This window comes from Vulcanisaeta sp. JCM 16159, assembly GCF_001316265.1.
Taxonomy (GTDB): Archaea; Thermoproteota; Thermoprotei; order Thermoproteales; family Thermocladiaceae; genus Vulcanisaeta.
The window spans coordinates 106,174-123,333 of the sequence record NZ_BBDN01000006.1; the positions used below are offsets into that span (position 1 = coordinate 106,174).

Genomic DNA, 17,160 nt, shown 5'->3' on the forward strand with positions numbered 1-17,160 from the left:
TATTGCCTAACTAACTAATGAAGTAGTTTATGGCTACGGTGAGATCATGAGAATCGAAAAGGTAAAATAATCTGGTGCTTTTTTAACGAAATTTAAATACACAATGCGCATTATGAGTAGCCTCCCGATGAGTAGCTTGATGATGATTGGCTCATTGACATCATGGCGCTCGTCATGTTTGTGAAGCCGTGTATTGGTGCCACGAAGACCCAAGGTACGGGTTTAACAAACACGACATTTACTACGTAGTCATCGCCCACAAGCCATGGGTCCGCGAAGGCGTAGTTACCACCGAGTAGTGTTCCATCCGGTAACTCCGTATAGCCTAACCAGGTCCATGATGCCGTAACCTTATTAGGCATCATCATACTGCCCGGATTATAGAACGCCTGTGGCGGTAGGAGGGCAATGGTTATCACGGGTGTTGGAGAGCCCGAGGCGTTTACGAAGGTGTATCCCGGGCTTATCTCATTATTCACTGCGAAGGCGTAGGAGAATATTGGCCAGTATATTGTGCCGCTCTCATTTAGGTATACTGGGTTGTAAACCGCTTGATACACCAGGCTGAAGTTGTAGGTACTGAGTATTTGGCCGCTTGGTGTCTTGACGTAGGTGCCGGGTGGTATTATCACCAGTAGGTTACCCACTGCAACGGCGCCTCCCTGAGTTGCGTTCACGGTTATTGTGCCTATGCTAACGGGCACTAACTCGGGCTCCATTGTCGTTATTTCAGTACTGTTTGGTGTGGTCTCTGAGGTGTACACGGTCATGCCGGCAATGATCAAGAGCTTGGTGTAATCACTGTCCCAACCACCGTACTCCCACCAGGTACCGCCCATTGCGTAGGAACCGCCTGACGCCACAGCCGTTGCGCAGAAGCCGCCGTGTGCTGCCTGGTTCGGCGTACCAAACATTGCGGCGAACCACGTGTTCTCAGTTGGATTATACTGGTCCCTGCCCGTGAAGTATACGAACTTGTATGGGCAGCATTGCCTAATTTGCTTAAGGCCTAGGAATCCGTATTTCCAGCCTCTTTCTTGTAAGTAGGATGAATTATCTCCATTTGCAAGTATGTCTAGTAAATCATCGTACGTAATTTCCACGAAGTCTCCCTCACACCTTTCGCTAGTGGGTACCCTAAGCAATGGCGATCTTAGCCTTGCTGGGCTTAGGTAGTGAAGCATTGTCGTTACGCCTATATCACAAGTAGCGCCTTGGTTCCTAGTAAATATTGAACCCGTTATGAACCTAGGTAGTTTAGTTGTTCCACTTATTACAACCTCGACATTGCATCTACCTAGGCATCCATAGCATGTTGTGAACGCAACAACATCGCTCGTTACCTCCTCAGAAGCCAACTTGCTCTCCTTAAATACCTGCCCAAAGACAAATGCCTCCCTACCCACGGTGCCTAGGAGTGCCGCTGCCGCAACTATTACGCTAGCAATCCTTAGGAAATCTCTCCTCGTGATTAGTAAGCCCTTCCTAGTCTCCTCATGGGTAAGCTTTGTGGCCGTCTCCATGCCCATCACCCCCACCACGGACCCCACTGTGGTTGCGTGTTATAGAATGGCGTTATTGGCATGTGGAAGTAGGCAGTGGCTATGACCACACATCTCAATGTATAACCGCCAACCATGACTGCGATAAATATTATTACTATCATGATTGCCGCAGTGCGATTTAATGGATTAACTCTAAGTAGTAAAACTTTGCTAACAATTGTGTGAAAATTCTTACCTGGGCTCTTAAATTGAATTGAATGTATATGTGAAGTGTGCGTATTCTTCATTAAAGGTGGAGTTGAGATTAACTCCATGAACATTATGAACCTTAACTATGCCTCTATGGACAATTAATAGTAAGGCTATAGTAATTAATGTTAGTGATAATAGAATGATTAATGAATAATGAATTAATTCAAAGGCGTTAACATCGAAGAGACTCATCGCGATCATAGCCATGGGGGAAACGCTGGAAATGGGCATCGTACAAACACCCAACCCACATGCTGAACCCACAAACGCTGCCGTACCCGTAGACGCCGCAATACCCACTGTACTGCCTATTGCACTACCTAATCTATTAACTATGCGTTTTACGACGATTCTCAATTGCAGATAAGAAACACTAATTATTAACCATGTGCTCAATACTAAGTTGATAATGCCTACTATCATGAGCATCAAATTAAATGAGCTTGTGAATGGCGTTGTGTAAAGCATTACGTAATTAGGACTCACAATCCTGATAACCCCCACATTGATTAAGTATGAAATTAAGGCTGGTATTAACAATAATAGGTATAATTGAAGTAGCCTTTTACGGATGAAGATATCTAAAATGCCGTGAGATTCATAAACCCTAACCACATCACTCAGGATGACCCTGGCGAGTGGCGTCGCATATCTATAAATTAGTAGGGCACCTAATATTAACAGGGGTACCAGGTAAACCATGGTGTCGATATACTCATTGATTATAGCACGTATATTGAAAATGCCGAAGTAACCTAATCGAGCACCAACTGGGATTGCCATTAATGGTAGGATCACCGTGAATACAATAAAAATATACATAATGAGTAATGCGATGCTTTCATTACTCATAATTCGCTATTTGAACGAATAGTTTTTAATTTAAAGTAATTCAACACGTATATTTTAAATGATGCGAATGAACCTGTAATTCATAACTTCATTATATGTAAATCGATGCATCATTTAACTATTTGTCTAGTAAATTCAAAATAACAAAGAAACCTCATTTAAATACATGGTCATTTATTGACCCGTAGTATGCCAATAACAATCCCATCAATAGGGAGAAATTCCCTGAGTTAAATGTAATGACGACCCACGGACCAATGAAGCTACCGGATGCCTTCAAGGGCAAGTGGTTCGTACTCTTCAGCCACCCAGGCGACTTCACACCAGTATGTACTACAGAATTTGTAAGCTTCGCCAAGCACTATGACGACTTTAAGAAACTGAATACTGAGTTAATAGGCCTAAGTGTTGATACGGATATTAGCCATATCGAGTGGGTACAGTGGATTGAGAAGGCCCTTGGTGTTAAGATACCATTCCCAATAATCGCCGATCCATTGGGTAATGTATCAAGGGCCCTAGGGATGCTTCACGCAGAGTCAAGCACGAACACCGTTAGGACCGTTTTCATAGTAGATGACAAGGCAACAATAAGGACAATACTATACTACCCACTGGAACTTGGTAGGAATATACCCGAGATCCTTAGAATTGTTAGATCATTACAGTTAATTGATAAGTATGGCGTTGTCATGCCAGCTAACTGGCCATATAATGAGGTAATTGGTGAGAATGTGTTGAATCCGCCACCACACCATGTTGAGGAGGCTCCCAAGAGACTTCAGCAGTATAAGGGCTATGCCTGGTGGTTGACATATAGGGAGTTGCCTAAGGAGGAGGTTGAGGAGACCAAGAGAATTATTAAGATTAGGATTGAGTAATGAAAACTCTCATTAAATCCCCTAAAAAAATATAAGGTAATTATTTTTCATAATTACCCTGAACTCGCATGAAATTTAAGGGGGAGACCGTGTTTGGAAATGGCATTGTTAGTGGTGAGTTGGTGGTTTATCGAGAACCACTTTCCTTCCTCGGCGATGTTGATGGCAGAAATGGCGTCATAAGGACTATTAGCGCAAGCATTGTGGGTAAGGTTTTGGTGATACCTAGTTCGAGGGGTTCGACTGTGGGTCCCTACGTTATGTACCAACTGAGTAAGTATGGTAAGGCTCCACTGGTGATACTCAGTGTTAAGGCTGATACGATGCTTATAATTGGGGCTGTCATGGCGCAGATACCAATAATGACTAACCTACCCAGGGATATACTGAACCTTAGTAGTGGCGCCATTGCCAGGGTTGACCTGGATAGGGGTGAGGTCTATGTCAATGAGCCTGAAGCGAGACTTGCGTTATTACTGCTTGAGGAGCTTGAGTTGAGGAATGGTAAGGCCAAGCTTAAGTACTTGAAGGTTTATAGGATGATGACCTACTGGCTCGGCCCCAGTTATGCCAAGGCAATACTTGATAGGCTCGTCTCAAGCGGCTACATAGTAATTAAGGGTGATAGGGCTGAGCTAATACGTAGATTTAAGACAAATAAGAACCACTCACAAATATATAGGGGGGCCAGGGAAATCATTATTAATGCCTACCTCTCGACACAGCGTCCACCAAACAAATGAAGTAATTCAGAGACCTTCTCATTAAGTGCGCCGAGAGCCCTTACTTCATTAATTGCCTTATCTATATTGAATGAGGAATTAATTAGTAATCCACCGAGGACCCAAACCACGGAGTCGAGGTTAAGCGGCGGTATGTCACTGAGTCTGCCAATCTCATTCCACACATGCTGAATCTCCGCCCTACGCCTAGTCATTAACTCCCTAGCCAGGCCAGTCACATTGTTGGGGTTTACCGTAACCGTAATTAACCCACTACATATTGTTATTACGGTAACCCTATAATCAACGGGTATTGGTATTTCCATTGGAACCGAAACACCAAGCCCACAGACCCTACCCACGTAATAAGCCATCTTAACGGCAAACACTATGGTCTTCTCATCACCACGCGTTTTTGTTATATTCGAAAGTAATCTCCACAGCGATGATAAGTCATTAAGGTATCTACTAAGGCTTAACTTGGCTATTTGTGGACAAACGTTCCTAATCCTCCTCACCCTAGAATCCCTGTAACGAACTAAGTACCTACTACTCATCACGTAATTAATGAAGTCCTCACATAAATTAACGGGTTTATTCCCAATGAAGTAATTGGCGAAGTAATTCCAGTGGTCCTCACCCTTACCAGCCAATTGATAACTAACTAGGGCATTAAGTATAGTTAACCTTAGTGCCACCTCCACATCATGACCAAATCCACGGCATAATCTAGCCACAGCTAAGTATTGAGGGTCCCTCTCCTCGAATCCCCTGACCCAATTGATGCCGAGCCCACGCAATAAACTCGCTATTCTCTCCTTAACGCTATTCATCATAAACCCCGCATTAACCTGCGAATTAAGTAAAGCCTCCAAATGGTTATTAACGCAATGACTTGACCCCAATCAAGGTAAAGGAGGGGCTTGCCCACGGTGATTAACACGTAGGTGAAGGGATAAATAATCACCGGCGCGCCTATTGTGAATAGGTAAATGTAGTGGGTGATTACGTAGGAGATGCCATATACAACACCTGCAGAATCGAGAACATGTGATGACTTTATTATGTACGCTACGTACGTAATCACCCAGGCAAGGAATATTAATGATGAAACCCTCCACATATAGATGTAGAATGGTACGTAACCAACATGTATGATCTCGCCAGATTCATAAATCACGTAGTAATACCTCGGCTCCAGGGCAAAGGCCTGGCCAAGACTTGTTAACCCCATTATGAATAGTAGAAACGTAACAATTACACCAAGTATGAAACCCCTCCTAATCCTCATGTTAACGTCCCTTGACTGGTCAATGGTATTACCGCACATTACCAGCACCTTAGTTGGGAATTATTAAAGAATCACGCACCCTAAATCAACCTGTACAAACCGGTTGCTAACGTGTAGTACAGGGTTAATCCTATGAGGGACCACAGCACTACTGATATTATTATCATAAATGTACTCCTTAATTCCTGATTCTTTATCACACTTGCAAGTAATGTCTCCAGGAATTGACCGCCGTCAAGTGGATACGCTGGAAAGGCATTGAGTAACGCCAGGGTTAGGTTCAATGTATATATCCAAAACATTAGGTTGTAGAAGGACCTACTCTCAACAACGATACCCCACGGACTTATATACAAGGCCGAATACCCAAGCAGAGACATTGACAAATTACCCGTACTTAAGACCTCATTGAACATGGCGCCATTGGCCGGGTTAAGTATGGTTAATGTGACACTACTTGAGTTTGTTGAGCTCAGTATCGAAATTAGTGAGTAAATACTGGCCACGGGTTGGTTGTTCACGGCCGTTATTATATAACCATTCCTAAGGGCTATATCCGTGGAATTAACCACATAAACAACCGTGGTGCCCAGGAGGTCCTGCGTTAGTTTAGGCTCATCATTGCTAGCTCTACGATAGCCACCGCCACATAGGCGAGTACTACGTTCATGAACACACCACTCGAGTAAACCGCGAGTCTAATTAGGATGCTCCTATTCCTTAATTCCTCCTCGTCGATTTCAACGAATCCGCCAAAGGCGAGGAAAAGGAAGGCAAAGGCCCCTCCGGACTTTATCCTTATTCCGTACCTAGATGATACGGCTCCATGTGCAAGTTCGTGTAGTAGTATTCCAATGCCTATGGCGACTATTATGTAAATAAACGTGTAAAGAGACACAGTAACGCCAGGTATTAATGGAGCCAGTGGGGTGAAGCCACTCCTCACAGTCTCTATTGGGCTTAGTCTATGCATCATGGCTATGACCATTAGAATTAAGTTCCTAAACATTAGGTAGAGCATTGATGGTAAGCCCCATGCGTTTATACCCATGATTGTCAGTGGTATTGGTACAATTATAAACATGGAAACGGAGAAGAAGCCTACAGTCAGTGCTATGACTAACCAACTAGGTAACCTACGCAGTAGGTTACCGAGCGGCGCAATCACCTCCTTAACCAACTCCTCATCCCTAAGCATTATGAATACCCCGTAGTAAACCTTCACAGGCACATTGATACCGAGACTCCTAAGTAGGTATATTATCCCAACAATTACGAACCAGGCGGCGATGATTATTAACAGGCCTAGGTATTGCATGGCATCACCTAAACCTCAGTACAGAACCTGTACCAGCATCATGGGCATTCCTGTAATTACTTACCAATTCCCTCCTGAGCCTGGGACCAGTACCATGTAGTGGATAAACCCCGCCTAGGTTCCTAATAATGTCCCTCAATAATGCGCCTTGGTATTCACTTATTGATGTAGCTCCCAAACCACCCACGAAGTACCTAACGCCCAATTCCCCGAAGAACTTCGTTATTTCATCATCATTAATGAGCCATAGGTTTAACCCGCAACCGCTCACCAGTAGCCTATAGTTGGGAAAATAAATGAATAACTCGCCAACCCTTTTATTACCGACCCTAATAAGCTCTACGGTCCTAGAGTGAGCTTAATTCTTTCCCTACCATCAACCTCAAGAGCGTCAAGACCTAGTTCATAAAGCTTACTTCTTAGTTCAAAGCCATGCATTGTGTTGTCAACGGGTATGGCTACTGTGGATACTCCATTAATGGCGTCAATACCACCCCAGTGATGATTAACCGGTGTCGTTATGACCAGTAACTTAGGCTTAATGCTAATGCCCAACGCCTTACTATTACTAATTAACTTACTAGTGCTTGAGCATGTATCAATCATTAACTCATTATTGATCAGTAAGGATATGGAGTTATCCCCATTCACATTGGGCGCCTTCACCTCATTATCACAAATCACATTTATCACTAATTCATTACTAGCATTCATTTTCGCTAGGGCAATAGCTAATGCGGGAAATAAATCTTTCCTCGCACATCACCCAGCATTTGGTAAGTTTTAAATGGGCATTAGAATTAAGGAAACCCGAGATGTACCCGCAACAACAGGGCAGTACCTGGAATAAGGTATTTAGGTATGTATGGCCTATAGCGTTCGTACTAGTCTTCGCCATAGTCGGTGCCTGGGGTAACATTGCGCATGAAGCATCTATAACCTGGATAATAGTAATTGCTTATTTAGCCATATTCTTTGGAATAGCCATAGCCATAGGCATTAGGAGCACTAGGGTTAGGTTTAGGGAGATTGAGGAGTACATGAAGATGACGAAGTCCGGCGCCGTGGAGAAGTTAACTCGTGATGACTTCATGAAGGCGATGGAGAAGGATCCCGAGTACATTCAGGAAACGAATAGGTTCGTTAAGTCCCAGATGAAAAACATGGTGATACTCATGGTCGTCCTAATAGGCTTGCTCCTGCTCTATACGTATGTACTTTCCGGGCCATTCATAGCACTGGCTAAGTACATATCAGATACGATGGACATTGGTTACTACCTAAAGCCCTGGTTCACATCAACAATTCAGGAGGCAAACCTATTTTACGCATACTTCATTGACTACCTCATATATTTCGGAGTCTTCTTCATTCTCATGTACGTGATTTTCAGGATAATGAGGATGCCCTTTATGTCAATGAACGTTCAGATTACAGACTACCCATACACAGTAACCAAGGAATTAATAATCTTCAGAGATGCGATGCTCATTGATGGTATGTACCTACTCAAGTCGCCAATACAAGTCAAGCAGATAGTGATTAATGAGAAGAGAAGATTCATCGAATTCCAACTCTCAAAACCACTGTCTGGATTACCATACACAAAGATAAGGATTTACCATAAGTCACCAAGGGACCTGTGGGATAAGGCAATGAAGACCCTATTTAAGATTGAGGAGGGTACTATTCAATAATTTTAAGTAAAATTGAAAGTTTAATGACAATATTTAATTCAGCCAAATAGACTTGCAAGGCCTGCCGCGATCTCCTCCTCGCTTGGGCCCTCCTTCTTCTCCTCGGCCTTCTTCTCCTCCGCCTTAGTCTCAGTCTTCTGCTCACCACCAGCTGCAGCACCGCCTGCCTGGGCTGCAGCCGCAGGGGCGGCGGCCACCGGCATTGCGACGGCAGTCTTTATGGCCTCGTCAATGTTAACCTCCTTAAGAGCAGCCACCAAGCCTTAACCCTAACCTCATCAACCTGTATACCAGCTGCCTGCAGGACCTTGACTACATTCTCCTCATTAATGGGTTGTTTGCCGTAGTGTAACAGTAATGCTGCATATACGTACTCCATACCTCCTCGACATGTCAGTTGAAAACCGCTTTAAAAACATTACTTAATTCAATAAGTCATAGATGCCGAAGAAGATAGTCATAGTAACGGCCGATTGGGATTACTTCAAGGACCAATTAAGTATGTTGTGTTCACAATTTATTAAGGCAGGTATTGATTGCGAGACCATGAATTACGAAGACCAAGAGGCTCTACGGTTAATCATTAAGTATGGGATTGATAATGGAGTAGTGAGGATACCGCAGATATATGTGATTATTAATGGCGATGTGAAGAGGATTACTTATGAAATTACGGATGATTTAAGACTTGTAATTAAAGACCTTGATAATTACCTAAAATGAGTAAGGATGAAATATGGCCGGGGTAACCCACGACCTTCATCGGCCCGCTCGTCGGGTCTCTGTGTGGTAATTAAGCAGTATTAACATTGATTTAATAATCTTTCGCCACATTATAAGCCTGGAACCTGGGTTGCCTCCTCTCCTTAAACGCCCTAATGCCTTCCTGGAAGTCCTGGCTGTATCGCAGTAATGCAAAGGCCTTCCTCTCAAGGTCAAAACCAACCTCCATTGGCGAGTCCTGGATCAACCTAATGGCCTCCTTCAACGCCTTAATCGCAAGTGGTGACAGTGACATTAAGTCCTTGGCTATCTCCATAACCCTATCATGAGCCTTAGCCTGATCAACAATCTCGTGAATTAAGCCAAGCTGTATCGCCTCCTCCGCCTTAATCCTCCTACCAAGGAGTAGGTAATACCTCGCACGGAGTGGGCCGAGCGCCTTAACAATCCTTGTCAGTCCACCACTTGCCGGCACCATGCCAAGCCTTATCTCGGGAAGTCCTATTTCCACGTCCGGCGTGCCTATCCTAATGTCGCAGGCGAGGGCTAATTCTGTGCCTGCGCCAAGTACGTAGCCCCTGAGGAGGGCTATCGTCGGCTTGCTGAGGTTCTCCACGGCCTCTATCATTTTACCCCAATCAATTAATTCGCTGGGTGTGGTGTTTAGGAATTCCGTAACATCACCGCCCGCGCTAAATGCCTTATCACCACTGCCTCGAAAATCACGACCCTCACGTTACTGTCCTGCTCCAACTCATTTATTATCCTGCCCAGGTCCCTCCTCATCTCAAGCGTTATTAGGTTCAGTGGTGGCCTATTTATTATGACCTCGGCAACGCCGTTGCTAACCCTTACTAACCAATCGCCATTGGAGTACGTCTTCTCCACAAACCTATTGTTAAGGGGCGCTGATTTTAAATGAGTACCGGGATTAAAATGTTTGAGTAAGCCCTTATTAATCAGTTATTAAGTGAGGCAATGTCGATATGCATGGTTATGCAGGTAGGATGCTCTGGATTAATTTAAGCCGTAACGAGGTGAGGGCTGAGGGCATTAGTGAAAATGTGGCTAGGTTATTCATAGGAGGCAGGGGGTTAGGGCTAAAGATAATCTTTGATTTGAACCTGAACCTTAACGACGTTGATCCGTATGGCCCTGAAAATCCGTTGATAATAGCCACGGGGCCTCTAGGTGGTACGAGAATGCCATTAGCGACTAGGGCCGCTGCAATATTTAAGTCGCCACTCACGAGTAGGTGGAGTTACTCAACTGTTGGTGGGACGCTCGGTGCGTACATGAAGTATGCAGCATTGATGCCGTAGTGATTACCGGCGTAAGTTCAAGGCCCGTTCATTTAGTGATTAGTGATGGTAAGGTCGAGTTTAGAGATGCGAGGGAGTTATGGGGCATGGACGCAGTGGAGACTGAGCACGCCATTAAAAGGGAGTTTAGGGATTCAGCGGTCCTAACGATTGGGCCTGCCGGTGAGAATAAGGTGCCATATGCGTGCATCGGCCATGAGGAGTGGAGACAATTTGGGCGTACTGGGGCTGGGGCTGTCATGGGTAGTAAGGGTGTGAAGGCCATAACCTTCATACCCGTTAGCAAGGCCGTGGATGTGGCCGATGATAAGGCCTACCAGGACTTGGTTAGGAACCTAAGTAGCAAGCCGTCACGAACCCAGGCATGATACCGTACAGGCAAGGCGGCACTGTAAGGCTTATAGACGTTGGTAATGGCATGGGGTTCTTCCCATCAATTTACTGGACCAGGGTTGTCATGCCCAATTGGGAGGACATATCGTGGGAGAAGGTACTAAAGCCAAGGTACTTCATTAAGCATGGCGCCTGCCTATACTGCCCAGTGGCCTGTCATAAAGTCGTTAAATCAAGCAATGGTGAGTACGACCTTGAGTATGAGACAACAATGGCCCTTGGAGGCCTAACGGGTATTCACGACCCACAGAGGCTCATTGACCTTGCGGAGCTAGCCGATAGGCTTGGTTTCGACACGATAAGTCTCGGAAACACATTAGCGTTCCTAATATACCTAGGTGAGAGAGGTATCATTAAGGGCGCGCCAGGGTGGGGTGATTACGAGGGTATTAAGCGCTTAATAATCGATACCGCCTATAGGCGTGGGCTTGGTGAGCTAGCCGCATTGGGCACTAAGGCCATTGCCGAGAAGTTAGGCGTACAAGACTTGGCAATACATGTTAAGGGCCTTGAGCCGGCTGCCTATGACCCAAGGACGCTTAAGGGCATGATACTCAACAATGCCATTTCCGAGAGAGGCGCTGATCACCTTTGGTCTAGTGCTTATGCCGTCGATATTGCTGGTCAAGCAGGCGGTAGGTTCGCCACTGGCGAGGAGAAGGTTAGGGCTGTAATGGATATTGAGGAGAGGAATGCCTTGTACGACTCGATACTCCTTTGTAAGTTCGGTAGGGCGGTATATACGTGGGACGTCATTAGGGATGTCATGAACGCCGTGACGGGTTTTAACTACACGGTTGATGAGTTGAGGGAGGCTGCCCAGAGGATTATTGTGCTTCATAGGTACATGAATGGTACCACGATTGAGCAGGACAGGTTACCACCGAGGTGGTTGAGGGAACCTGTTGAGTATGAGGGCAAGCAGTACGTGGTCACTGAGGAGGAGTGGTCGTTCATGGTCAAGAAGTATTACGAATTTAGGGGTTATGACGAGGTTGGGAGCCTAGGCAGGATACACTTGTCAGGCTAAAGATACTGTCTCAATCCTAGGTCCTCACAGCCCTTATTAGTAGGAATATCCCTAGGTAGGTCCTGTAAGATATGGTGTAGCCGACTAAATCCTCAATTAACCTCCTCAGCCATGAAATACCCCCAATGCCCCTAACTGTAATCCTCATTGTGGCGTAATCCCAAACCTCCCTAGGCGCCACAATAGATACCAACAATGGCAGTGCAAACACTAGGTAAAACAGTAGGACGGCATAGGTTAGCGGATTATCGGGTCTCCAGAACTCGAGGACTATGAATGAACCACCCCTCCTGAGGACCTACGTACCTCAAGTAGGGCAAGTGGCTTGTTACTGAATTGCCTCAGTGCGAACGACGTGTACACGGCGCACATCGACCCTTGCCTAAGCGGCAAATACTCACTAACGCCAACAACCCTATCAACCAACTCAGAGTGTAGGTTACTCATTGTCTTGAGACCACTAATTGCTGGGTCGAGTAATATTATTGGCCTATGCTTAAGACCGTTATTTATTACGAACCTGGTCATTGAGCCATCACCAGCACCAAGGTCAAGTAAGTAACCACTGCAATCACGTATTGAGCGCAGTACCTCTTGAAAGGCCCAATACCTAAGTTTCCTCAGTTGGAAGAGTGTGATAACCGTATTTACCAATTCATAATTTGAGTATGCAAAGACCTTATTCATCACGTCCTTAAAGAATTGAGATAAGCTCACATGATCACCTTAACAACCTCAACGAACCAGTGACCTTATTAATTAAATCCTCAGGTCCGGGCCCAATCGCGAGTACGGTGATTGTACCCGGCGGCAACTCCGTGAGGCCTGCATCCTCCACGAGGAACGTCGGCAGGCCCAGCTTCTCCGCCCTCTCCTTAAGCCTGAGTAATTCATCCAGTGAGTTAGCAATCAAAACAACCTTCTTTTGCCCAGAGGACTCCCAGGCCCTAAACCACTCAAGCCAATCCCTCTTACCATCCTCAAGAACTCTAAGCACAGCCCCAACAGCACCATGAGCACTTGGGCGGCCGTCTTACCGCAGGACATCCCAAGGTCAGTCCTAACCACAATAACCTGCTTATACATAAAACAATCACCTCAGCGAGCCCCAATCACTGAGTATTTTCCTCGCCGCGTTATAACCAGGCACCCCAGTCACTTGCCCACCAGGCACGTACCTGCACCACCCAGGTAAAGGCCCCTTATCGGCGTTGAGTAGCCCCAACCAGGTACAGGCCTATTACTAAACATGTAATCCTCCGTCATTGGCAGATGATTGAGGTTGCCGCCGGCCAACCTAAATATTGATTCGTAATCACTCGGTGTTATTAATTCAAAGGCCTTTATACTAGACCAATCAATATTTACATAGTCACTAAGCTCATCCTTAGTTGGCAGACCCGTGACTATTAAGTAATTGTCATGAACCACCGTCTCGCCGAAGGGTAGTTGTAGTATTGAATCCCTGTAATTATTCAACTCACCCCTCAATTTAATTGACCCATTACTAACAATGACCAGCCTAGACGTACCACCTGGAGGTATGTTCCTCAATCTATTAATCACTGATTCATCGAAGTAATCCTCACCAACCAGGTTAATTAATGTGTTTACTGGGCTCGCCGTGGAAAGCACGGCCTTCGCTCAATACGCCTCCCATCATCGGTCAACACCCCCCTGACCCTCCCACCCTCAACGATTACTCTCCTAACGCCCAGGCCAAGCACTACCTTAGCACCGGCCCTCAGGGCGGCATTGTATAATTCACGGGCAAAGACCTGCATACCAACCTCACCGTCCTTGGCGGGGAACCACCAATCGGTATCGGGGTTGTAGTAACCAACCATGGAGGCTGGCTGGTCTAGGTATGGCTCGAATATGAACATACCCCAAAATTCCCTGGGCAGGTATTGGCTAAGGAACTCCCAACTCCTCAATTTAATGAACTCGCCCAGCACCGGGTCATTGAGTAACTCATCCCTACTCGGCGGTCCAACCTATACATGTACTTACGTAATGCCCTATGGAAATTCACGATCTTACCCCACATAGCCCTTAGGTCATCGCCAAGGCCCCACCTATTGAATTCACGAACCCTATCCTCAAAACCCCTCCACCACCTAACCAATTCACCGTCCTTTACGTAAACTGCGATAGGCTCCGGCTTATACTGGTCAACGTTTATCCCCAATTCACCCATTAAGTCACTGGGTATTAGGCCAAGTACGTAGGCCCTATGGGCACCTCAACGCCGCTAACAACGTGATAACCAGCCAAGCCCCCAGGCCAAGTCACATGATCCAGAACAAGCACATCGAGCCCGGCCCTGGCCAGGACTATACTCGCCACTAATCCATTATGCCCCGCGCCGATTATAACAGCATCAACCACAAAGTATGTGAGAACCCGTGACTTTTAATAACTTAGCTCAAGGAATTTCCTATACTGCTCTACGTAGGTCCTTAATGACTCAGGCACCTTTATTGCCAACGCCGCCGCGCCCAGGACGCCTATGTCATCACCAAACCTAGTAAACTCAATACGTGCTGGTTTAACCGCTAAGTATCTCTTTAGGTATTTTTCAATTCCTCCTCTAAATAAATCCATGTTGTTAAGGGCCATTGAACCCCCCAACACTATTAATTCCGGGTCGTAAGCATTCATGACGCTGGCCAAGCCGGCTGCGTGCACCTTCATTAGGTAATTATCAATGAAATCTCTGGCTAGCTCATCCCCCTCATAATAGGCCTGAAATACCTCCTCAGTACTTACATACTCACCTTTAACAAGTCTTTCATACAACCTCGACTTGTACGACCTCCCTTTAATGAACTCCTTAATGATCCTCGGTACGTTAGCCCCCGAACCAAGGGCCTCCCAATGCCCATAACCCCCACAACCACATTGTATCTCTGAGTTCACGTCAATTACCATGTGGCCGATCTCGTGAGCATTACCATCCTTACCAACGAGTAAGTGGCCATCAACAATGACGCCAGCGCCAATGCCTGTGCTAAGGGTTATGTAGACGAGGTTGTTAATGCCCTTACCAATACCGAATAGGTACTCGCCCCACACGGCCGCCATCGCATCGTTACCCAGGACCACGGGTACCTTGAACTCCCTGATTATTGGTTCCACGAGTTTAAACCTCTTAATTGGTGCGTTCGGTGTCCAGGGTACAATACCCTCCCTTAGGTCTAACGGGCCTATTGAGCCGATACCTATGCCATCAATGCCACCTCTACCCGTTAAATCCCTTATTGATTTAATGATTACGTTAGCCACGGTATTCTCATCACCACTTGCTGGCTGTCTCGTCTTCACCTTATTGATAACTTGGCCGTCTTCGTTCACAAGCCCAACCCTTATGTATGTCGCGCCAACATCAACACCCACATACACCATATTAGGTTCTTCAATGATGTATGTACTTTTAAGTTATTAATTGGGCATAATTGATGGATTTATAAAGGGCTTTAAGTATGGCTTTATTTGCATCTTATGGTTAAGTTGGTAGTAAAGCCCATAGCCGATGTGTTGAGTGAGGATGAGATTAGGAGGAAGACTGATGAGTACGTGGGTGAGATGTTGAGGAATGCCCAGGTCATTGGTGATGACTTATTCCTCGTAGATAAGGCCACGGGTAGGGCCACACCGTCCTTCTTCAGTAACGATTGCTTTGTTAAGTCATTGATAAAGCTTAGGTTTGGCACAATAACGAATATGGAGGGCATAAAGAGCTTGGCTAGGGGAAGGGCGATACATGACCTTTACCAAGAGTGGTTTAAGTTCGCTAATTCCAGGGTTCACGTGGAGATCGAAAGTGGTATAGAGACTGTGGACACCTCGGGTAGGGCGGACATTATATATATGAGGGAGTTTGACGGAGAGGAGGTTTGGGGGCTTATTGAGTTGAAGAGTTCGTGGAATCTCAATGAAGATAGGGAGAGGAGGTACCTTAAGCAGGTGATTTCATACGTATTAATGCTTGAGGAAACCGGTATAACCATTAGGGAAGCATACCTAGTTACTATGAGGGACGTTAAGTCATTACCCATAAATAGGTTGAGAAGAGAGTACCAAAACGTCATAATGGAACTCAAGGCTATCGAGAATTACCAAGGCTGGCCTATGGAGCCACCGGATCCTCTTCTTTGCGTCAGATGTGAATTAAAGCCAATTTGTAATACCTACGCAATTTACAGGGGCAACAAATCCATGACGAGTATAAGCAGTGCCAATGATTGATAATACTTATTAATAAAACATGCATACAAAGCCAGTGTCATTTATAACAAAGATATTGGTTGGTTACGATGGTTCGAAAGCCGGTGATAAGGCCCTAGATTACGCAATAAACATTGCCAGGAGCTTTAATGCCAAGCTTTATATAATTCATGTAATTGAGGAAGGCAAGATTACGATAGCTCCCGACTCATCAATGTACCCGGCCCTAATTGACTCCATGGAAAAACAGGGCAGGGACTTGCTGAATAGGGCTGTTGAACGTGCTAGAAACCTCGGCGTCGACGTGGAAGGCCTCCTTGAAGTCGGCACTGACGCGGCTGAAACCATAATAAATGTTGCAAATAACCTAAACGTCGACTTAATAATAGTTGGTTCTAGGGGGTTGAGGGGATTGACCCGCTTTCTCCTGGGCTCAGTGAGTGAGAAGGTTGTTAGGTATGCTAATAGGCCCGTTCTTGTTGTTCATTAGATGAGGTTAGGCTTAAAACACGGATTGTCTTAATCATTATTGATATTCATAGTATGGCCGAAATAATTAATGCAAGTAATCCAGGTAATATTGGTAGCGGAGTAAGCGGCCTAGTCCCTAGTTGGGTCTGGACAGCCATCATCGTGCTTGTGGCTGCCGTGGCCATCTACTTCGTGCTTGATTACGCATTTGATAAGTTGGTTAGGGCCTTCGTGAAACTTTCGAGGAAGGGTGATGTTGAGAATGCGAAGTTCATCTTCAGAATGATGTTAGTAGTGACAATACTATCAGCAATAGCCTATGTTTATCAGCAGTACTTGATCGTTGGTACCTTACTTGTTGTTTTCGCCGTAATATTGATACTAGCACTAGGCCAATAATTGAGGAGTACTTCACGGGTAAAATAACTAGGCTCATTAAGGATTACTCACTGGATGTTGGGGATCACGTGGAG

The 17,160-nt window shown here is 45.5% G+C and carries 21 protein-coding genes and 5 pseudogenes; 9 read left to right on the forward strand and 17 right to left on the reverse strand.

Annotated features, from left to right (window positions below):
* Positions 1 to 110: 110 nt before the first annotated feature.
* The 3 genes from JCM16159_RS15835 to JCM16159_RS07175 form a co-directional block, all read right to left on the reverse strand.
* Positions 111 to 1,529: a hypothetical protein gene (locus JCM16159_RS15835; RefSeq protein WP_243666249.1), complete on the reverse strand. Its 1,419-nt coding sequence runs from the start codon at positions 1,527 to 1,529 to the stop codon at positions 111 to 113.
* The gene (locus JCM16159_RS15840; RefSeq protein ID WP_243666250.1) at positions 1,529 to 1,666 is read right to left on the reverse strand and encodes a hypothetical protein; all 138 of its coding nucleotides are present in this window, start codon (positions 1,664 to 1,666) and stop codon (positions 1,529 to 1,531) included. The genes JCM16159_RS15835 and JCM16159_RS15840 overlap by 1 nt, the downstream gene beginning before the upstream one ends.
* Positions 1,667 to 1,748: 82 nt before the next feature.
* Positions 1,749 to 2,609: a hypothetical protein gene (locus tag JCM16159_RS07175; RefSeq protein WP_243666251.1), complete on the reverse strand. Its 861-nt coding sequence runs from the start codon at positions 2,607 to 2,609 to the stop codon at positions 1,749 to 1,751.
* A 239-nt stretch (positions 2,610 to 2,848) separates the two neighbouring features.
* On the opposite strand from JCM16159_RS07175, the gene JCM16159_RS07180 reads away from it, so the two are divergent.
* Positions 2,849 to 3,490 carry a peroxiredoxin gene (locus JCM16159_RS07180; RefSeq protein ID WP_243666252.1) on the forward strand — a complete coding sequence of 214 codons (642 nt, stop codon included), beginning with the start codon at positions 2,849 to 2,851 and terminating at the stop codon, positions 3,488 to 3,490.
* 68 nt (positions 3,491 to 3,558) lie between these two features.
* Positions 3,559 to 4,233 carry a DUF126 domain-containing protein gene (locus JCM16159_RS15845; RefSeq protein WP_243666253.1) on the forward strand — a complete coding sequence of 225 codons (675 nt, stop codon included), beginning with the start codon at positions 3,559 to 3,561 and terminating at the stop codon, positions 4,231 to 4,233.
* Here JCM16159_RS15845 and JCM16159_RS07190 read toward each other — a convergent pair.
* The 6 genes from JCM16159_RS07190 to JCM16159_RS15865 form a co-directional block, all read right to left on the reverse strand.
* Positions 4,200 to 5,048, reverse strand: a complete 849-nt coding sequence (locus JCM16159_RS07190; protein ID WP_243666254.1) for an N-glycosylase/DNA lyase — start codon at positions 5,046 to 5,048, stop codon at positions 4,200 to 4,202. The two genes, JCM16159_RS15845 and JCM16159_RS07190, sit on opposite strands and share 34 nt — an antisense overlap.
* Positions 5,045 to 5,542: a hypothetical protein gene (locus tag JCM16159_RS07195; protein WP_054857391.1), complete on the reverse strand. Its 498-nt coding sequence runs from the start codon at positions 5,540 to 5,542 to the stop codon at positions 5,045 to 5,047. Before JCM16159_RS07195 ends, JCM16159_RS07190 begins: the two co-directional genes overlap by 4 nt.
* A gap of 41 nt (positions 5,543 to 5,583) precedes the next feature.
* Entirely contained in the window at positions 5,584 to 6,075 is a 492-nt protein-coding gene (locus JCM16159_RS15850) for a site-2 protease family protein (protein ID WP_243666255.1), read from the reverse strand.
* A gap of 32 nt (positions 6,076 to 6,107) precedes the next feature.
* Complete coding sequence (locus JCM16159_RS15855; RefSeq protein WP_243666256.1) at positions 6,108 to 6,821, reverse strand: site-2 protease family protein; 714 nt, start codon at positions 6,819 to 6,821, stop codon at positions 6,108 to 6,110.
* A gap of 4 nt (positions 6,822 to 6,825) precedes the next feature.
* The gene (locus JCM16159_RS15860; RefSeq protein ID WP_243666257.1) at positions 6,826 to 7,092 is read right to left on the reverse strand and encodes a hypothetical protein; all 267 of its coding nucleotides are present in this window, start codon (positions 7,090 to 7,092) and stop codon (positions 6,826 to 6,828) included.
* A 68-nt stretch (positions 7,093 to 7,160) separates the two neighbouring features.
* Positions 7,161 to 7,535: a hypothetical protein gene (locus JCM16159_RS15865; RefSeq protein ID WP_243666258.1), complete on the reverse strand. Its 375-nt coding sequence runs from the start codon at positions 7,533 to 7,535 to the stop codon at positions 7,161 to 7,163.
* 101 nt (positions 7,536 to 7,636) lie between these two features.
* Here JCM16159_RS15865 and JCM16159_RS07210 point away from each other — a divergent pair, with 101 nt between their 5' ends.
* The gene (locus JCM16159_RS07210) at positions 7,637 to 8,518 is read left to right on the forward strand and encodes a DUF2208 family protein (protein ID WP_054857392.1); all 882 of its coding nucleotides are present in this window, start codon (positions 7,637 to 7,639) and stop codon (positions 8,516 to 8,518) included.
* A 38-nt stretch (positions 8,519 to 8,556) separates the two neighbouring features.
* Here JCM16159_RS07210 and rpl12p read toward each other — a convergent pair.
* Positions 8,557 to 8,897 (reverse strand): annotated as a pseudogene (gene rpl12p, locus JCM16159_RS07215) (50S ribosomal protein P1).
* Between the two features lie 62 nt (positions 8,898 to 8,959).
* Here rpl12p and JCM16159_RS07220 point away from each other — a divergent pair.
* Positions 8,960 to 9,241, forward strand: a complete 282-nt coding sequence (locus JCM16159_RS07220; protein WP_054857393.1) for a hypothetical protein — start codon at positions 8,960 to 8,962, stop codon at positions 9,239 to 9,241.
* A gap of 91 nt (positions 9,242 to 9,332) precedes the next feature.
* On the opposite strand, the pseudogene JCM16159_RS07225 reads toward JCM16159_RS07220, so the two are convergent.
* Both JCM16159_RS07225 and JCM16159_RS15870 read right to left on the reverse strand, forming a co-directional pair.
* Positions 9,333 to 9,899 (reverse strand): annotated as a pseudogene (locus JCM16159_RS07225) (enoyl-CoA hydratase/isomerase family protein); the annotation flags it as partial.
* A 5-nt stretch (positions 9,900 to 9,904) separates the two neighbouring features.
* The gene (locus JCM16159_RS15870; protein WP_243666259.1) at positions 9,905 to 10,129 is read right to left on the reverse strand and encodes an enoyl-CoA hydratase/isomerase family protein; all 225 of its coding nucleotides are present in this window, start codon (positions 10,127 to 10,129) and stop codon (positions 9,905 to 9,907) included.
* A 119-nt stretch (positions 10,130 to 10,248) separates the two neighbouring features.
* Between JCM16159_RS15870 and JCM16159_RS15875 the strand changes: the two are divergent.
* Positions 10,249 to 10,931 (forward strand): annotated as a pseudogene (locus JCM16159_RS15875) (aldehyde ferredoxin oxidoreductase N-terminal domain-containing protein).
* Positions 10,928 to 11,986 (forward strand): aldehyde ferredoxin oxidoreductase C-terminal domain-containing protein, encoded by a 1,059-nt coding sequence (locus tag JCM16159_RS15880; protein WP_243666260.1) that lies wholly within the window; start codon positions 10,928 to 10,930, stop codon positions 11,984 to 11,986. Before JCM16159_RS15875 ends, JCM16159_RS15880 begins: the two are co-directional and overlap by 4 nt.
* A gap of 16 nt (positions 11,987 to 12,002) precedes the next feature.
* Here the strand turns inward: JCM16159_RS15880 and JCM16159_RS15885 are convergent, their stop codons facing one another.
* From JCM16159_RS15885 to JCM16159_RS07250, 5 genes and pseudogenes are all read right to left on the reverse strand, one after another.
* Positions 12,003 to 12,197 carry a hypothetical protein gene (locus tag JCM16159_RS15885; protein WP_243666261.1) on the reverse strand — a complete coding sequence of 65 codons (195 nt, stop codon included), beginning with the start codon at positions 12,195 to 12,197 and terminating at the stop codon, positions 12,003 to 12,005.
* Positions 12,198 to 12,256: 59 nt separating this feature from the next.
* A complete protein-coding gene (locus tag JCM16159_RS15890; protein ID WP_243666262.1) occupies positions 12,257 to 12,703 on the reverse strand; it encodes a class I SAM-dependent methyltransferase in 447 nt (148 codons plus the stop codon).
* Positions 12,704 to 12,707: 4 nt separating this feature from the next.
* Positions 12,708 to 13,072 (reverse strand): annotated as a pseudogene (pth2, locus tag JCM16159_RS07240) (peptidyl-tRNA hydrolase Pth2).
* Positions 13,073 to 13,079: 7 nt separating this feature from the next.
* Positions 13,080 to 14,377, reverse strand: a pseudogene (locus tag JCM16159_RS18970) (phytoene desaturase family protein).
* 24 nt (positions 14,378 to 14,401) lie between these two features.
* Positions 14,402 to 15,394, reverse strand: coding sequence for an ROK family protein (locus JCM16159_RS07250; protein WP_054857394.1), 993 nt, complete (start codon positions 15,392 to 15,394; stop codon positions 14,402 to 14,404).
* Positions 15,395 to 15,490: 96 nt separating this feature from the next.
* On the opposite strand from JCM16159_RS07250, the gene JCM16159_RS07255 reads away from it, so the two are divergent.
* From JCM16159_RS07255 to JCM16159_RS15915, 3 genes are read left to right on the forward strand one after another with little or no spacing between them, the layout of a single operon-like run.
* Positions 15,491 to 16,237: a Dna2/Cas4 domain-containing protein gene (locus JCM16159_RS07255; RefSeq protein ID WP_054857395.1), complete on the forward strand. Its 747-nt coding sequence runs from the start codon at positions 15,491 to 15,493 to the stop codon at positions 16,235 to 16,237.
* Between the two features lie 34 nt (positions 16,238 to 16,271).
* The gene (locus JCM16159_RS07260) at positions 16,272 to 16,706 is read left to right on the forward strand and encodes a universal stress protein (protein ID WP_054857396.1); all 435 of its coding nucleotides are present in this window, start codon (positions 16,272 to 16,274) and stop codon (positions 16,704 to 16,706) included.
* 53 nt (positions 16,707 to 16,759) lie between these two features.
* Entirely contained in the window at positions 16,760 to 17,086 is a 327-nt protein-coding gene (locus JCM16159_RS15915) for a hypothetical protein (protein ID WP_243666267.1), read from the forward strand.
* Positions 17,087 to 17,160 lie beyond the last annotated feature (74 nt).

What these genes read in the sequence shown, in the direction of transcription:
- JCM16159_RS15835 (WP_243666249.1), bottom strand. Translation starts at nt 1,529, where the DNA reads ATGGGCATGGAGACGGCCACAAAGCTTACCCATGAGGAGACTAGGAAG.
- JCM16159_RS15840 (WP_243666250.1), bottom strand. Translation starts at nt 1,666, where the DNA reads ATGATAGTAATAATATTTATCGCAGTCATGGTTGGCGGTTATACATTG.
- JCM16159_RS07175 (WP_243666251.1), bottom strand. Translation starts at nt 2,609, where the DNA reads ATGAGTAATGAAAGCATCGCATTACTCATTATGTATATTTTTATTGTA.
- JCM16159_RS07180 (WP_243666252.1), top strand. Translation starts at nt 2,849, where the DNA reads ATGACGACCCACGGACCAATGAAGCTACCGGATGCCTTCAAGGGCAAG.
- JCM16159_RS15845 (WP_243666253.1), top strand. Translation starts at nt 3,559, where the DNA reads ATGAAATTTAAGGGGGAGACCGTGTTTGGAAATGGCATTGTTAGTGGT.
- JCM16159_RS07190 (WP_243666254.1), bottom strand. Translation starts at nt 5,048, where the DNA reads ATGATGAATAGCGTTAAGGAGAGAATAGCGAGTTTATTGCGTGGGCTC.
- JCM16159_RS07195 (WP_054857391.1), bottom strand. Translation starts at nt 5,542, where the DNA reads ATGTGCGGTAATACCATTGACCAGTCAAGGGACGTTAACATGAGGATT.
- JCM16159_RS15855 (WP_243666256.1), bottom strand. Translation starts at nt 6,821, where the DNA reads ATGCAATACCTAGGCCTGTTAATAATCATCGCCGCCTGGTTCGTAATT.
- JCM16159_RS15865 (WP_243666258.1), bottom strand. Translation starts at nt 7,535, where the DNA reads ATGAATGCTAGTAATGAATTAGTGATAAATGTGATTTGTGATAATGAG.
- JCM16159_RS07210 (WP_054857392.1), top strand. Translation starts at nt 7,637, where the DNA reads ATGTACCCGCAACAACAGGGCAGTACCTGGAATAAGGTATTTAGGTAT.
- JCM16159_RS07220 (WP_054857393.1), top strand. Translation starts at nt 8,960, where the DNA reads ATGCCGAAGAAGATAGTCATAGTAACGGCCGATTGGGATTACTTCAAG.
- JCM16159_RS15880 (WP_243666260.1), top strand. Translation starts at nt 10,928, where the DNA reads ATGATACCGTACAGGCAAGGCGGCACTGTAAGGCTTATAGACGTTGGT.
- JCM16159_RS07250 (WP_054857394.1), bottom strand. Translation starts at nt 15,394, where the DNA reads ATGGTGTATGTGGGTGTTGATGTTGGCGCGACATACATAAGGGTTGGG.
- JCM16159_RS07255 (WP_054857395.1), top strand. Translation starts at nt 15,491, where the DNA reads ATGGTTAAGTTGGTAGTAAAGCCCATAGCCGATGTGTTGAGTGAGGAT.
- JCM16159_RS15915 (WP_243666267.1), top strand. Translation starts at nt 16,760, where the DNA reads ATGGCCGAAATAATTAATGCAAGTAATCCAGGTAATATTGGTAGCGGA.